The sequence below is a fragment of the Haloarcula sp. DT43 genome (assembly GCF_037078405.1).
GTDB classification, from domain to species: Archaea; Halobacteriota; Halobacteria; order Halobacteriales; family Haloarculaceae; genus Haloarcula; species Haloarcula brevis.
Map to the genome: position 1 here is coordinate 591,586 of NZ_JAYMGZ010000002.1, position 14,325 is coordinate 605,910.

At 68.2% G+C, this 14,325-nt stretch carries 19 protein-coding genes and 2 tRNA genes; 5 read left to right on the forward strand and 16 right to left on the reverse strand.

Translation table 11 applies throughout. The features are described from left to right. Nucleotides 1-15: 15 nt before the first annotated feature. The 3 genes from VI123_RS10395 to tmcA are packed head-to-tail and all read right to left on the reverse strand — an operon-like array spanning nucleotide 16 to nucleotide 2,908. A complete protein-coding gene (locus VI123_RS10395) occupies nucleotides 16-180 on the reverse strand; it encodes a hypothetical protein (RefSeq protein WP_336337978.1) in 165 nt (54 codons plus the stop codon). Continuing rightward, complete coding sequence (locus VI123_RS10400) at nucleotides 177-674, reverse strand: DUF456 domain-containing protein (RefSeq protein WP_336337979.1); 498 nt, start codon at nucleotides 672-674, stop codon at nucleotides 177-179. The genes VI123_RS10395 and VI123_RS10400 overlap by 4 nt, the downstream gene beginning before the upstream one ends. Then, on the reverse strand, nucleotides 671-2,908 hold the full coding sequence (gene tmcA, locus VI123_RS10405) for a tRNA(Met) cytidine acetyltransferase TmcA (protein WP_336337980.1): 2,238 nt from the start codon (nucleotides 2,906-2,908) through the stop codon (nucleotides 671-673). The genes VI123_RS10400 and tmcA overlap by 4 nt, the downstream gene beginning before the upstream one ends. A gap of 277 nt (nucleotides 2,909-3,185) precedes the next feature. Between tmcA and rpl7ae the strand changes: the two genes are divergently transcribed. The 5 genes from rpl7ae (at nucleotide 3,186) to VI123_RS10430 (ending at nucleotide 4,877) form a co-directional block, all read left to right on the forward strand. Beyond that, nucleotides 3,186-3,548 (forward strand): 50S ribosomal protein L7Ae, encoded by a 363-nt coding sequence (rpl7ae, locus tag VI123_RS10410; protein ID WP_162411641.1) that lies wholly within the window; start codon nucleotides 3,186-3,188, stop codon nucleotides 3,546-3,548. Between the two features lie 11 nt (nucleotides 3,549-3,559). Then, nucleotides 3,560-3,787 (forward strand): 30S ribosomal protein S28e, encoded by a 228-nt coding sequence (locus VI123_RS10415; RefSeq protein ID WP_004516764.1) that lies wholly within the window; start codon nucleotides 3,560-3,562, stop codon nucleotides 3,785-3,787. Between the two features lie 2 nt (nucleotides 3,788-3,789). Further along, nucleotides 3,790-4,089, forward strand: coding sequence for a 50S ribosomal protein L24e (locus VI123_RS10420; protein ID WP_336337981.1), 300 nt, complete (start codon nucleotides 3,790-3,792; stop codon nucleotides 4,087-4,089). Then, nucleotides 4,089-4,553 carry a nucleoside-diphosphate kinase gene (ndk, locus tag VI123_RS10425; RefSeq protein ID WP_336337982.1) on the forward strand — a complete coding sequence of 155 codons (465 nt, stop codon included), beginning with the start codon at nucleotides 4,089-4,091 and terminating at the stop codon, nucleotides 4,551-4,553. Before VI123_RS10420 ends, ndk begins: the two co-directional genes overlap by 1 nt. 66 nt (nucleotides 4,554-4,619) lie before the next feature. Continuing rightward, on the forward strand, nucleotides 4,620-4,877 hold the full coding sequence (locus VI123_RS10430; RefSeq protein WP_336337983.1) for a glutaredoxin family protein: 258 nt from the start codon (nucleotides 4,620-4,622) through the stop codon (nucleotides 4,875-4,877). Nucleotides 4,878-4,996: 119 nt separating this feature from the next. Here the strand turns inward: VI123_RS10430 and msrB are convergent, their stop codons facing one another. From msrB to VI123_RS10495, 13 genes are all read right to left on the reverse strand, one after another. After that, nucleotides 4,997-5,401 carry a peptide-methionine (R)-S-oxide reductase MsrB gene (gene msrB / locus VI123_RS10435; RefSeq protein WP_336337984.1) on the reverse strand — a complete coding sequence of 135 codons (405 nt, stop codon included), beginning with the start codon at nucleotides 5,399-5,401 and terminating at the stop codon, nucleotides 4,997-4,999. Nucleotides 5,402-5,516: 115 nt separating this feature from the next. Next, on the reverse strand, nucleotides 5,517-7,199 hold the full coding sequence (locus tag VI123_RS10440; protein WP_336337985.1) for a GMC family oxidoreductase: 1,683 nt from the start codon (nucleotides 7,197-7,199) through the stop codon (nucleotides 5,517-5,519). Further along, nucleotides 7,196-7,789 (reverse strand): gluconate 2-dehydrogenase subunit 3 family protein, encoded by a 594-nt coding sequence (locus VI123_RS10445; RefSeq protein ID WP_336337986.1) that lies wholly within the window; start codon nucleotides 7,787-7,789, stop codon nucleotides 7,196-7,198. The genes VI123_RS10440 and VI123_RS10445 overlap by 4 nt, the downstream gene beginning before the upstream one ends. Next, nucleotides 7,782-8,678 (reverse strand): hypothetical protein, encoded by an 897-nt coding sequence (locus VI123_RS10450; RefSeq protein ID WP_336337987.1) that lies wholly within the window; start codon nucleotides 8,676-8,678, stop codon nucleotides 7,782-7,784. The genes VI123_RS10445 and VI123_RS10450 overlap by 8 nt, the downstream gene beginning before the upstream one ends. Nucleotides 8,679-8,920: 242 nt before the next feature. Beyond that, a tRNA-Thr gene (locus VI123_RS10455) sits at nucleotides 8,921-8,994 on the reverse strand. A gap of 32 nt (nucleotides 8,995-9,026) precedes the next feature. Beyond that, nucleotides 9,027-9,494 carry a GNAT family N-acetyltransferase gene (locus VI123_RS10460; protein WP_336337988.1) on the reverse strand — a complete coding sequence of 156 codons (468 nt, stop codon included), beginning with the start codon at nucleotides 9,492-9,494 and terminating at the stop codon, nucleotides 9,027-9,029. 84 nt (nucleotides 9,495-9,578) lie between these two features. Beyond that, complete coding sequence (locus VI123_RS10465; protein WP_336337989.1) at nucleotides 9,579-10,154, reverse strand: CBS domain-containing protein; 576 nt, start codon at nucleotides 10,152-10,154, stop codon at nucleotides 9,579-9,581. Between the two features lie 67 nt (nucleotides 10,155-10,221). Then, nucleotides 10,222-10,989 carry a GTP cyclohydrolase III gene (locus tag VI123_RS10470; protein WP_336337990.1) on the reverse strand — a complete coding sequence of 256 codons (768 nt, stop codon included), beginning with the start codon at nucleotides 10,987-10,989 and terminating at the stop codon, nucleotides 10,222-10,224. Between the two features lie 100 nt (nucleotides 10,990-11,089). Further along, a complete protein-coding gene (locus VI123_RS10475; RefSeq protein ID WP_336337991.1) occupies nucleotides 11,090-11,428 on the reverse strand; it encodes a DUF7344 domain-containing protein in 339 nt (112 codons plus the stop codon). Between the two features lie 55 nt (nucleotides 11,429-11,483). Then, on the reverse strand, nucleotides 11,484-11,783 hold the full coding sequence (locus VI123_RS10480; RefSeq protein ID WP_336337992.1) for a DUF5785 family protein: 300 nt from the start codon (nucleotides 11,781-11,783) through the stop codon (nucleotides 11,484-11,486). A gap of 45 nt (nucleotides 11,784-11,828) precedes the next feature. Next, nucleotides 11,829-13,094: a PGF-pre-PGF domain-containing protein gene (locus VI123_RS10485; protein ID WP_336338270.1), complete on the reverse strand. Its 1,266-nt coding sequence runs from the start codon at nucleotides 13,092-13,094 to the stop codon at nucleotides 11,829-11,831. 354 nt (nucleotides 13,095-13,448) lie between these two features. After that, nucleotides 13,449-13,532: transfer RNA gene (locus VI123_RS10490), tRNA-Ser, on the reverse strand. Between the two features lie 26 nt (nucleotides 13,533-13,558). After that, on the reverse strand, nucleotides 13,559-14,311 hold the full coding sequence (locus VI123_RS10495) for a hypothetical protein (protein ID WP_336337993.1): 753 nt from the start codon (nucleotides 14,309-14,311) through the stop codon (nucleotides 13,559-13,561). Nucleotides 14,312-14,325: the final 14 nt, after the last annotated feature.

Sequence of the window (14,325 nt, forward strand, 5' to 3'; positions counted from 1 at the left end):
GGGAGAACGGCGGTCCTACGGCCACTCGTCCTCGTGGCCCTCTATCGGTGCGGGGACGACGCCGTCCTTCTGTGCCCAGCCGCGGGCGTGGGCCGGGCAGACCCGGCGGTTCGCGGCCCAGGGGATGTGGAGTTCGACCGCGGCCTCGCTCTCACAGCCGTCCTCGGCACACCTGGTCATAGCAGCGCGACGGCGACCATCGTGACCAGTATCGACGCCGTCAGCAGGGCCTGGACGACACCGGAGGCCAGCATCCCGGCGGTCGTCACCAGCGCCGCCTTCGCGCTCCCGCGGGCGTCCTCCTGGCGGTAGAACTCGACGGCGAACACCGTGCCGGCGACCCCGAGCAGGATACCCAGCGGGCCGGTCACGAAAAAGAGGACGAGGCCGACGACGCCGGCGAGTAGGGCTGTCCAGTTCGATGCTCCGCCGACGCGCGCCGCGACGGCCCCGCCCGTGATGTCGACGGCCCACGTCAGCAGGCCGACCAGCGTCAACAGGGCCAGCAGCACCGTCCCCGGGTCGGTCATGCCGCTGGCGAACCAGTACAGGTACACGCCGGCGAGCGAGACGAGCGCGCCCGGGACCTGGGGCGTGAGGCTGCCGACGACGCCGCCGACGAGCAGGGCGAACGCGAGCACGAACAGCAGCGATTCGAGGCCGAGGGGGCTCATTGGTGGCTATCGAGTTCCTCCCGTACCCAAGGGTCGCCGTACAGACGCGTCAACCTTTCGACGACTCCGCCGAGCGTGCGCATACACTGCCGCTCGGAGACGAACCCCAGTTCGTCGGTGACGGCGGCCCAGGGCCGGGCCTGCAGGACCTTCCGGACGAGCAGGCGCTCCTCCCGCGCTGAGAGCGCGTCCGGGTCGGCCGGGGCCGAGAGGTGCCGACAGGCGAGCTCTCTGAACGGCCGCGGGTCCGTGTCGAGAATCGACGCGCCGCCGGGGACGCCCGCGACCAGCCGCCACTCCCAGTCCGAGAGCGCCAATGGCGGCTCCGCGTCGGTCGCCCGGAGCACCGCCCGGACCACGTCGGGGTCACAGTCCGAGAGGGGGTCCGACAGCACCGCGGCGACACGGTCCTGGAACCACTCGCCGTGACGCGCCGCGAGCGCCGCCCCGTCGTCGGAGCAGGGGTCGAGCATCACGACGGAGTACTCGCCGCTGGTCGGGTTCCGCGAGGTGGCGAGGTGCAGGGTCTCGTAGCCGTTCTCCGCCCAGAACCCGACGAGCTCCGGCGTCGCGCCGTAGCCGACCCCCAGCCAGTCCACCCGCTCGGCGAACTCCGCCCGGACTTCCGAGAGGAGGCGGGAGCCGAGTCCGCGGGACCGGGCCGCGGCGTGGGTGGCGATGCGGAGGACCCGCTGGCCGACCGGGACCCCGGCGGCCTCGTCACGGAGCTGGGTCGTCAGCACGTCCGGAATCATGTTCCCGCGGACGCGCCCGCCGTCGTACATCGTGACCCGCGTCGCCGCCGAGAGAGCCCCCTCCCGCGCCAGCAGCGCCACCGCGACGACGTGGCCCCCGTGGGTCAGTGCCCGAACGGTGAGGTTCGGCGCGTCGAGCAGGCGGGCGAGGTCCGACGGCTCCGTCCGGTAGTGGGCCAGTACGAGCAGGCCGAAGACCTCCCGAAGGCGGTGCTCGTCGGCGAGCAGGTCCGCGGTCGACAGCCGGCAGTAGTCGACGGTCTCCGGCGTCGCCTCGTCGACGAGCGGGTCGACCGGCGGGCGGGCGTCCAGCAACAGCGCCCGGAACGCCCACACCTCCACGGGGTCCGCGTCGCCGTACCGAATCGGTGTCGTCATCGACGCCTCGGTGACGGCGTGGTCGCTCTCGGACAGGCGGTCCCGGAACCGCACCGAGAAGCCACGGCCCGCCCCCTCGTAGCCGTGGACGGTCGTGGTAAAGGCGACCGCCGGGGCGTCGAGGAACTGCTCTAACCGCCGGACCGGGAGCGCGGCGGCCTCGTCGACGACGACCACGTCGGGGTCGTCCGGGAGCCCCGCGGCCTCGGCCGGCGGCGCGTACCGCACACGGCCCGCACCCGCGACGTCGAGGTGCTGCGGCTCCGACGCCCGGTCGCGCGTGACATCGGCCCCGAGCGCCTCCAGCAGGTGCCGCGCCCGCGTGAACACCTCGCCGGCGCTGCGGTACTGCGGCGCGGTCACCAGCACGTCCCGCCCCGCGACGGCGAGCGCCCCCGCGGCCAGCCCGGCAGCGCTTGATTTCCCCCGGCCCCGGTCGGCCTCGACGACGACTGCCGACCCGTCGCTCCGCAGGGACTCGAAGGCCCGGACGGCGTCCCGCTGGTCGTCGGTGAGACACTGGGCGTAGGTCTCGGGACGGAACGCCGCGTCGGCGGGCGGAGTCGGCCCCGGAACCGGGCGGCTCGGCGGCGGGTCGGTCAGCCCGTCCCGCTCGACGGTGCCCGTATCGGCGTCGACGACGGCGATGCCACGGTGGGCTCGCAGCGTCTCGACGAACCGGCGGCGGAAGTGGCCGGTCACGTCCCCGACGCCGAACGGCGGGACCGCGAGCGAGTCGTCGAACCCGTCCCGTTCCTCGGGCCACCGCTCCAGCGGCGGCGCGAGGAGGACGTAGAGGCCGCCGCCGTCGACGGCCCCGACGGTCCGCCCGACAGCGTCCGGCCGCAGTTCCTCGTGGGCGTCGAGGACGACGGCCGTCCGGGTCCGGCCCAGTAGCTCCCCGGCGCGGGACTGCTCGTGGTGTTCGCAGTCGAGAAACGGCTCCGGGCCGACGAGGGTCGTCTCCGACAGCGGAACGTCTGCCGCGTCGAGCGCCGCTTTCGCGCGCGCTCGCGTCCGGTCGGGGTCGCCCGCGAGCACGAGCAGTCGCCGCTCGTTCGCACGACGGGCCTCCTCGCGGAGCGACCGCGCGATGTCCATACCGGAGGTGGACGGTGCGCCGACATGGGCCTGACGGTCGGACGCGGCCGACCTGACGCGATAGACAGACCACCCGCCAGCACCCGTGTGCCGGCCTGGCACGGGATTTCGGCTTCGAAAGCGCTTTTAGGGCCGGTGGCACAGAATGGGGTACAGCCTGCGCCGAGTTGATGATGCTCCCAGCCTTTTCAGGACACACACCACCACGGTGTGACGGGCCTCGCGGCCCGGACACGGCGGGGGAGCCTGAGCTCGCGCGCAGGAGGTGAACATACAAATGCCAGTATACGTAGATTTCGACGTTCCCGCGGACCTCGAAGACGACGCCCTCGAGGCGCTCGAGGTCGCCCGGGACACAGGTTCGGTAAAGAAGGGTACAAACGAGACGACCAAAGCCATCGAGCGCGGCTCCGCCGAGCTCGTCTTCGTCGCCGAAGACGTCCAGCCCGAGGAAATCGTCATGCACATCCCGGAGCTCGCCGACGAGAAGGGCGTCCCCTTCATCTTCGTCGAGCAGCAGGACGACCTCGGACACGCCGCCGGGCTCGAAGTCGGCTCGGCCGCCGCGGCCGTCACCGACGCGGGTGAGGCCGAGGCCGACGTCGAGGACATCGCCGACAAGGTCGAGGAGCTTCGGTGAGGTGACCTCGGATGAGCGCTGAGGAATCCGAAAGCAGCGGTTCCACGCCCGCCGAGGTCATCGAAGTCGTGGGCCGGACGGGGATGCACGGCGAGGCCATGCAGGTCAAGTGCCGCATCCGCGAAGGCGAGAACCAGGGGCGCATCATCACGCGCAACGTTCTCGGCCCGGTCCGCGAAGGTGACGTACTCCAACTCCGCGAGACGGCCCGCGAGGCCGACACCATCGGAGGGCAGTAACCATGCCCCGGACACGCGAATGTGACTACTGCGGCGCGGACATCGAGCCCGGCACGGGCACGATGTTCGTCCACAAGGACGGCGCGACGACGCACTTCTGTTCCTCGAAGTGCGAGAACAACGCCGACCTGGGCCGCGAGGCCCGCAACCTCGAATGGACCGACACCGCCCGCGGCGAGGCCGGCGAGGTCGAGGAAACGGTCGAAGCAGCGGACGACGAAGTCGACGAGACTGAAGCAGACGCCGACGAAGCGGCCGACGAGGCCGAAGACGAGGAAGAAGCCGAGGAGGCTGAAGCCTAATGGCCGACCACGAGCGCACTTTCGTGATGGTCAAGCCCGACGGCGTCCAGCGCGGGCTCATCGGCGACATCGTCTCCCGCTTCGAGGACCGCGGCCTAAAGATGGTCGGCGGCAAGTTCATGCAGATAGACCAGGACCTCGCCGAGGAGCACTACGGCGAGCACGAGGACAAGCCGTTCTTCGACGGCCTCGTGGACTTCATCACGTCCGGTCCGGTCTTCGCCATGGTCTGGGAGGGCCAGGACGCGACCCGGCAGGTCCGGAACATGATGGGCGAGACCGACCCCGCCGAGTCCGCGCCCGGCACCATCCGCGGCGACTACGGGCTCGACCTCGGTCGGAACGTCATCCACGGCTCCGACCACGAGGACGAGGGCGCGAACGAGCGCGAGATCGCGCTGTTCTTCGACGAGGACGAACTCGTCGACTGGGACCAGATCGACGCGCCCTGGCTGTACGAGTAACGCCAGGTCGACTGCTGCGTTTTTTCGGGCATAACCGCCTTGAGGACGGCGTCCGTACTGCCGGATATGAGCTTGACGCTCTACCAACTCGACGGCTGTCCGTACTGCGAGAAGGTCGCCGACCGACTGGACGACCTCGGCATCGACTACGACAGCGTCTGGGTCGAGGCGCTGCATTCCAAACGCGACGCGGTGAAGCGGGTCTCCGGCCAGCGCGGCGTCCCGGTGCTGGTCGACGACGACCGCGGCGTCACGATGGCCGAGTCCGAGCGCATCCTCGAATTCGTCGAGACGACCTACGCGCCCGAGGCCAAGTCGGCGTAGCGAGCGGCCGCGCCGGGGCTCCCGAACCTGGGCGGGCAGACCACAGCGGGGCCACTGGCAGGTCCGGTACAATCAAAGACGACAACGCCGTCCGGACGCCGCTGCGAAGGGGGCGGTCGCTACTCGGAGTCGAAGTCGAGCGCCGCGCCGTTGATGCAGTAGCGCTTCCCGGTCGGCTCCGGGCCGTCGTCGAACACGTGACCCAGGTGGCCGCCACACTCGGCACAGACGACCTCGGTTCGCTGCATCCCGTGGCTGTTGTCCGGCCGGGTCTCGACGTTGCCCTCCTGGTACACGTCCCAGAAGCTCGGCCAGCCGGTGCCGGACTCGAACTTCTCGTCGCTGTCGAACAGCTCCGCCCCGCAGCCGGCGCAGGTGAACACGCCCTCGTCTTTCACGTCGATGAGGTCGCTGCTGAACCGCGGCTCGGTCCCGGCCTCCCGGAGGATTCGGTACTCCTCGTCCGAGAGTATCTCGCGCCACTCCTCGTCGTTCTCGGGGAGTTCGCCCCTGGATTCGCTCATGGACTCACGTACGCGTCCCAGCGGTAAAAGCGTAGACCTCGCCGCTCGCGTCCCTCACTCCCCGGCTGTCGAAATCGCGGACAACGCCCGTCCGACGCGTTTCCCCGGGGGTGTGTCACAGCTTGTCGTCGATGTGGTCCGCCGTCTTCAGCGCGAGCGCAGCGATAGTGAGCGTCGGGTTGTTCGCGCCGGCACTGGGGAACACGCTCGACGACGCGACCCAGAGGTTCGCGAGGTCGTGTGTCCGACACTCCTCGTTCACCACGCTCTCTGCCGGGTCGGTCCCCATCCGCGTCGTCCCCATGTGGTGTGTGCTCATACTTCTGTCGTCCAGCGTTTTCACTCCGGTGATTTCGGCACCGAGCTCCGTCAGAATCGACTTCTGGACCTCGAGACAGTGTTCCATCGTCTCCTGGGCGTGGGGCCCGTCAGCGAGGTCGATGGAGGGGACCGGCCGGCCGTGGTTGTCCGTCGTCGATTCGTCCAGCGTGACCCGGTTGTCCGGTCGAGGGAGCATCTCCCCGGCACCGCGTATCGAGAGTGGATACGGCGGTCCCGCGGTCGACGGGAGGTCGAGCCCGTCACCCAGTTCCGTCTCGTTGAGCGGGTCCGCGACGAGGTCGGCCAGCGCGTCGGGAGTCGGATTGCCAACGATGTCGAGGAGCCGCGACGGAGACGTCGGCGGATTCCTGGTTTGGGCACCGCCAGACGTCGACTTCGCGGTGTTGCTGAACGTGAGGTGGTAGCTCCCGGGCCCCGTCTCCTCGTGAGCGTAGAACTGGTCGCTCCGACTGGAGACCCAGCCGATGTTGCTCTGTCGCGTCGGCTCTTCGAGCACCCCCGTCGTTCTGACGCTGGGATGGTCCATGAGATATCGCCCGACTGCCCCGCTTGAGTTGGCCAAGCCGTCGGGGTACTCCTCCGAGTCCGACAGCAACAGCAGCCGCGGCGTCTCGATGCCGCCACACGCGATGACGAAGTGGTCGGCCTCCTGGCGATACTGCCGCCCGCTGGGGGTCGCGTAGACGACCGATTCGACGTACTCCCCCGTCCGGTCGTGTTCGACGGAGAGCGCCTGCACCTGGTCGACGACTCGCGCACCCGCTGACTCGGCCTTCCGGACGTGGACTTCGGCGCTGTACTTCGCGCCCGACGGACAGGCGTTGCAGACGCCGTATCCGACGCATTCGGACCGGTCGTCGTACGCCTCGGAGTTGATGGCCTTCGGCTGGGACGCCATCGTGATTCCGAGTTCCTCGCAGGCCTCGGCGAACAGCGAATCCGAGTAGCTCGGCTCGAACGCCGTCAGCGGATAGGGCTCTTCCCGCGGGGGGCCGTGTGGGTTGTCGTCGGCTCCCGAAACGCCCATCTCCCGCTCGGCACGCACGTAGTACGGCTGGAGGTCGTCGTAGCTAATCGGCCAGTCCCGTGCTACCCCGTACCGTGTGTTCATCTCGAAGTCTTCCTCGTGAAGCCGCGGCGTGTTCGCGTCCCAGTGGAGGGACGTGCCACCGACCGCCTTCACGCGTGTCTCGTTGAGGCGCGCGTCGATGTCGCCGGTCGACGTGTACGCGTCCCGCGCGCCGTCCCGCCAGAACGCGCCCCGCTCGAAGTTCGGACGCAGCCACATCTCCATGCGCCGGTGGTGGTCTTCCGGGGTCAGCCGTTCGCCTGCTTCCAGCACCACGACATCGTGACCGCGCCGCGCCAGCGAGTAGGCAGTGATGGCTCCGGCCGGCCCCGCTCCGACGATACAGACGTCGGCGTCGGTAGGGGTTCGGTCGTCAGCGCCCGTCATCGGTCATCACCGCCCGGCCCTCGCTGGTACGCCTCCCGCCCGCCGGGATGACCCGGGGGGTTGTCGATTCCGAGCAGTTCGCCGCCGACCGGAGCGGTAAACAGCGCGTACAACAGGTCGTTGACGACGTAAAACCGCACCTGCTCCGCAGTCGTCCCGTCGGCGGTGGGATGGACCGTCGTCACGCCCATCGACTGCAAGACCTGTCGCCGCCGGCCCGCCGAAAGTTCAGTGACGCCGTCACCGAACCGCGCTCTGGCGTGGTCGTCGACCGCTTCGATAGCGGCGACGAGACGCTCGAAGTGGCCGGGTTCCGGTTCGACCCGTCCGAACACGTGGCGCTCGATGAACGAACTGTCCACGGAGACGGTCGACGGATACACCGCGCTGGCGAGAGCCGTCAGCGTGGCGACGTGGTCTTCCGACGCCGGATGGCTGTCGGAACTCGCTGCCGAATCGGTGGTCACCGACCCCCCGGAACCGGTACCGTAGCCATAACCCGCAGCCGCGAGTGCCGTGCCGCCGAGTGCTGTGAGGAATCGGCGTCTGCTCGGGACATCCCCGTCCGACGCGACCTGCTGGTCAGTCATCGGACGGCCCTCCGTGGGTCATCTCGACGTCGTAAGCGGTCGGCGAAGGTATCTGCCCGTGGTAGAGACACCAGCCCATCACAGCGAGTATCGAGACTGGAGCCGAGAGGACAACCGCCAGTTCACCGTACTCGTACACCCCGAGGAGTACGGTCGTCCCGACGGTCGCTACCGGCGAACCACTGCCGAGGAATCCCGTGACGAACGCTCTGAACTCGGTCGCCGTCGGGTACAGCCACAGGTCGCGGACGAACACGTCAAGCGCCGAAACACCGACCAGCCACCCGGTACCGGCGAGGAATACACCGAGGGTCGGCCCTGTCGAACTGTTTCGTCCGGGTGCATTCGATTCTGACAAGGAATGGCCGCGCGCGCCCGCTCGGCCGGGCAACCATCCGACTCGCTCGGCCGCCCCCACAGCGACCAGCCCGAACACACCGAGGCCCACGGCCACGGCGACGCCCGGAAGGTAGCCCATAACGGCCGTGTAGAACGGCTGGACGCCCAGCACCAGCGCCAGCCACGCCGCGAACGCTGTCGCGTTGACACCGCCGACGACGAGCCACCCGGCATAGGCCGGAGCCGTCCGATGCATCGATTCCAGGCCTCGTCCGTCCGGCTCGGTAGAGAGCCACGCGACGACCCCGGTAAAGGTCAGTATCCAGACCGCTGTGGCGACTGTCCAGTACCCGATGACCCCGTGGAAGGCGTCGTGGATGACGAGCCCGGCGACCCCACCGAGCGGCGCTGCGGGCCCGACGAGGACGACCGCGGCGACGAACGCCCCGCCGACCCACGCCATCGAAGTGCCCGTCCGCGTCGCCATCTCGACTGCGAGGAATCCGACGACGGCCGCCAGCGCCAACTGTACTTGCGTCCCCCTAACCACTCTGAACTGATTGACTGTCCCCCACATACAAACCCAAAACAGTACCGATACTGCATTGTTAGTCACATTTTAATCCAAAAACACCCACGTTTGGAGACCGTCTCGAAGGTGGTGTCGTGTCACAGTGGCCGGCGACCGAGCCGCGCCGCAGAAACACGCTGGAGCTGCTCACTTCAGGACCGAATCGAAAACCGATGGGTTCGGCCCCGGGTTCCGTGTCCGGTTCCGAACAGAACTGGCGAAGCCAGGGGTGGGATTTGAACCCACGAACTCTCGATTACAAGTCGAGTGCTTGGACCACCCAAGCTCCCCTGGCGCGGTTGCATCCCTGCGTTGTGTGGGGACCGTTTAGAGAGTATCGTTTTCCGTCGGCTTTTCGAGTTCGACCCGGTGGGGCGCGTAGCCGTGCGCCCGGTAGAACTGTCGGGCCGACTCGTTGTCTGCCATCGCCTCCAGTGCGAGCCGGTCCACTCCGGCCTGGCGGAGTACCTCCTCCGCCGCGTCGAGCAGTTCGCTTCCGACGCCCTGGCCCCGGTGGGTCGGCTCGACGAAGATGTTCTCGACGATGCCCCGCGTCTCGTCTTGCTCGTAGCGACCGCTGTCGATGGTCACCATGACGAACCCGACGGCTCGCCCGTCGATACGGGCGATGCGGACGTTCTCGGCGACGACGCGCTGGACGATGGACTCCCGGACCGCGGTCCGGTTCCGGTCCCCGAACAGGTGTGACCCGTGGGCGCGCTGGCTCTCCGCCAGTCGGACCCACAGGTCGACGACAGTGTCCACGTCGTCCATCGAAGCGGTGGCGATTTCCACAGTGACAGTCGGTCTCGAACGGTCAAAACAGTTCGGCTACCCGGTGAATCCGTCCGCTGGGGGGAACAGCGACCGGACGAGGGCTCACACGTCCCGGCAGTCCGCACAGAGGAGCTGTCCGTTGAACGACGCTAGGTCCCGCGTGAACGTCCCACAGGCGGAACAGATGCCCTGGTCGTCGAAGGAGTCCTCGGCGGCGGACTGCATCCCGTCCGTCGTCGCCTCCTTCCCGGTCGTCGCTACCTGTGGAGCCTGCTCGGCGACCTCGGTCGACTCGCTTTCTAACCGCGCAGTCGAGAGGATGTCGTGTTCGGTCAGCGTCCCAAGCGGTTCACCGTCGGCCGTGACCAGCAGGAACTCCGCGGACCGCGCCGCCATTTGGTCCCGCGCCTCCGGTAGCCTGGCGTCGGGGTCGACGGTCGGGACCGACTCGCGCATCACGTCCCCGACGGTCGCGGTCTCCGGGTCGCCGCCGTCGACGATATACGCCAGCACGTCCCTGTCCGTCGCGACGCCGACCGGTTCGTTCCCCCGCAACACGAGAATCGGATGCTGCTCCTCGTGTATCAACAACTCCGTCGTCTCGAGGAGGTCGTCGGACTCGCTCGCCCCGACGTACTCTCTGTTCATGACCTCCCGGACGGTGACCTCGCCGTTCATGTGTGACGTTACCACACGACCGGTCTAAAAGATACCTCCACTACGTTTATATCGCGCGATTCACAAGTTACTCGGTTGTCTCGATAGTGACGGCTTCGCCGGTCGCCCGACACGTCTCCAGGGCGTGCTTCGCGTCCATCCCGGCCGTCGCTGCTGTCCGTCCACGCCCGACGCCGACCTTCAGTTCCACGTCGACCGCCTCGCGGACGTGGCTGATGGCATCGTGGTAGTCCGCTTCGTCCAGGTCCGGACAGACCGCGATGACGTTGTCGCCGCCGACGAAAAACGACAGCGAGTCGTGGGCCTCGCGCATGTACTTCATCAGCGCCGCGTACCCCTGCTCTATCTGAATGAAGGTGTCGAACTCGTTGAGTTGGTCGGTGTACTTCTCCGTGGCGTCGTCGACGTCGAAGTGGGCGAGTTGCACGTCCGTCGGTGTCCGGAACTCCTCGTCGATTGTCTGGCCGCGGAGCACCTCACGCCGACCTTTGTCCTGTGCGCTCCCGGCCTCCTGGAGCTGCTCGGTCGCCGTCCCGAGCGCCGAAACCGGCGTCGTGCCCGTCGCGACCGAGAGGCTCATGGTGACCGGGTAGCGGTTGCCGACCGACTCCTGGATGAGCGCGTGGGCCTCCTCGCCGAGCCCGTTCGTGACGGCTATCATGTTGTCGAACCGCGAGAAGAAGATGTAGCCGTCGCGGTTCCCGAACAGCTGGGCGAGGTCGGCGTACAGACGGGACTGGAGCGTCTGGAGGTCGACTTCACGGCGGGGTTCGGGCGTCACAGTCCACGGGCCGTAGTTGTCGATCTGAATATGCGTGATCTGGGTGTTCGTCACTGTCCGTTGTTGGGAAGCGACGGGTATTGCTCTGTCGGAACTCGCCGACAGAGCGGTCCGTAGGCCGGCGCGAACCGGCGGCGGGACCAGGTACGGACCGTTACGGGCGGTCGGTCGGCACGGCGTCGCGCCGCCGTAGCTCGACGGTCCCGACCATCGAGTCGTACGCGACGACGTCCGTGGCTGTCAGTTTCGGGAGGTGTTCGGTGAACAGTTCTTCGGTGAGGCTCTCTCGCTCGCTGCGGGGCACTGCTGCCGGCTCGGTGCCGCGCTCGGCCGCCAGCACCGCCGCCGCGAGGTCCGCCACGACCATCGGCTCGTCGCGGGCCGCCAGTATCGAGAGCGCGCGACGGCGGCTGTCGTTCGCCAGGAGGTCCTCGACGACCTCCTCGGGGAGCCCCGCTCCGGTCCGGTCACCGCCTGAGCGTGTCGTCGCCATACGCGGGACTACACCGGCTACCCACAAGTATGTGTCGTGACCTCACATCACACGTTCAGGCGTGTTCGAGTCTGTACGGCCACCAGTCCGCCTCCCGCAGCGCACGCCCGAGGGCCTTGTGGAAGTCCGGGAAGTCCTCGAACTCCTCTTGGTCGACGTACTCGAAGATGTCCGCCACGCTGACGACCGTCTCGTAGTCGATCCGAACCGGATGGTCCCCGTACTGTTCGACGTACTCCTCGGCGGTCAACGGGAAGTCCTCGTCCTCGTCGACTTTCTTCGCCAGCACAGCGTGGCCGTACTTGCGCCGGCCCTCGCTACCTTCCTCGCCGTCCGGATCGTGTGGCCAATCCATACGCGGTTCTCTGGACACTGGCACAAAAAGGGTTTCTCTCCCCGCCTACAGTTCGAAGCCGCTGTCGTTCCGGCCGCCGGCCCGACGGAGGACGGCGATGACGACGCCGAAGAGGAACAGCGCACCCAGGAGGCCGCCGACGACCAGGACCGTACTGATACCCATGACCGTCGCCGGTAACGGGCCGAGGCCGACGCCGTCACCGTCGGCCGCAGGGTCGGTCTGGACCGCTGGCTCCGTTTCCGGCGGTTCCGTTTCCGGTTCGGTCCCGCCGTTCTCGTCGGTCCCGACCTGGCTCTCGGTTATCTGTACTTCGCCCGCGTCGACCTCGTTGAACCCGATTCGGAACTGCCCCGGCGTCGTCACGACCGTCGACAGCGTCACCGTCCGGTCGGCGTTGGCCGGCACGGTCACCGACGTTCGGTTGACGACCTCGCCGTCGACCAGCATCCGCGCGTCGTACGTGCCCGGGGCGCTGCCGGCGTTCTCGACCGTGCCCCTGACGCTGACCCGGTGCCCGTCGGCGGCCCCCTCGCTGATGACCGAGGTCCGCACGACGGTAAAGGACGGCCGGATTCGCCCGACGGCGTAGGCCGACGCACCGGACGTGTCGGCCTCGTAGACGACGCGGTCCGGTTGCTCGGAGACGACGGTTGTCTCCGTGGCACGCCAGGACCCGTTCACGCGGTGGTACAGGCTGACGTCCGACGCGCTGATTCCGGCCGACTGGAGGGTTTCACGGGTCAGCGCGAACTGCATCGACGACGGTGCGACGCCGTCCGACGACCCCACGGTCACCACGCCGAACACCGACGCGTCGTCGCCGGTCGGGACCGGAACGTCCGCCGCGCCGGGTTCGGTGTACTCGGTGATGTCCTGCGTGAACGCCTGCTGTGACGCGTTGACCGTCCACGAGTGGACGCCGAACGAGCGGTTCGCCGGCCCCGACACGTTCAGTTCGTAGGGTTCGTCCGTCGGGACCGTCCCGCCGCGTATCCTGAGCTGCCGCGTCGTCGCGTCCGTCCGCAGGGTCTCGACGAGTGCCGGTTTGACCGTGACCCGTCCGGCGGAGTTCCCGGGGCTCTGGACCTTTATCCTGTACGTTCCGGGACTGTCGAAGGTCAGCGCCCGCGTCCGCTCGACCGCCGAGTCGGCGTCGACGACCACCCGCTCGGTCGCTCTGGTCGTCCCATTTACCACGTACTCGATAGTCATCGCGCCGCCCGAGTCGCCGGTGTTCTGGACCGTCGCCGTGACGTTCACCGATTCGCCAGCCAGTATCGTGTTCGCGTCTTTCGACGCGCCGGACACGAACAGGCTCGGTTCGGCAACAGCGGGACCTGCCGCCGTCGCCGCGAGGAGGAGGGCAACGACACAGACGACCAGGAGACCCGGGAGTTGCTGTCTTGGGGACCTATCTTCACGTACCATCACAGGGATATAATCCGGACCACCGACATAAAACCGCCCGATTACTTCGGGTCGGTAAACCCCTCCTAATTCGGACGACGGCGAATCCCTTCCCTCCTTTCTGTGGTGTTTCGGCCGCTGTGGCCGACGCCGGTTGCGACTGGGCCCGGGCCGTCCGCTCACCACGCTGTACCAGCTCCCGGCGGTCACGGCTCCGACCGCGCGGGTCACTACTCGCTGTCGTTCGCAGAGAAGCGGTGGGACTGGGATTTGAACCCAGGAATCCGTGAGGATACCTGCTTTCAAGGCAGGCGCAATAGGCCGCTCTGCCATCCCACCGCAGGCGAGCCTATTCGGTGGCCCTTCTAAGACCTGTCGGTCTCTCGGACCACGGCCGGCTGGCCGTCGTCGTCGACGACGCGGATGCCGAGGTCGTCGAGGAACGCCGTCGTCCGCGGTGGGACGACCCGGTCGGCCCGGTTCCGGGCGCGCAGCAGCGGCACCACCGTCTCCAGGTCCGCTCCCGTTTCGAGAACGGGGGCCGACGGGAGGAAATCCACGGCGAGGCCGGCGTCCGTGGCGCGCTCACAGAGCGTTTCGACGGTCGGGGTGGCGTAGCTGGCCTCGAAATCTATCGGTTCGCCGAACCCGGCGTAGTAGACGCGCCCGCCCGCTGCGGGGCCGAGCACGACGCCGCTGGACCGGAGTTTCATCGCCGCGCTGTCGATGAGCTGTCGGTTCAACAGCGCCGCGGTCGGCTCGACGGCGGCGACGGTGGCGACGTCCTCCCGTTCGAGGAGGTGAGTGACGGTGTTTCCGACCCGGCCGGCGAACGTCGACCCGACCTGGACTTCGAACCGGGCCTCGCCCGGTGATTCGAGGGCCTCTGTCACCGGCTCCCGCACCGCGGCCTCGGGGTCGACGCCGTCCGGGACCTGGTCCGGGGGGCGGTAGTTCACCAGCAACTCGCCGCCGCTGATTTCCACCGCGCGACAGACGTCGAGCAACATCGCCTCGTACAGCCCGGCAGCCTCGGCGTCGTCCAGGTGGCCCCCCGCCAGGTCCTGTAACACGAACCCCTCGACGGGCGGGTCAGCCAGCACAGTTACCGTGGTCATACTCACCCCTCGGC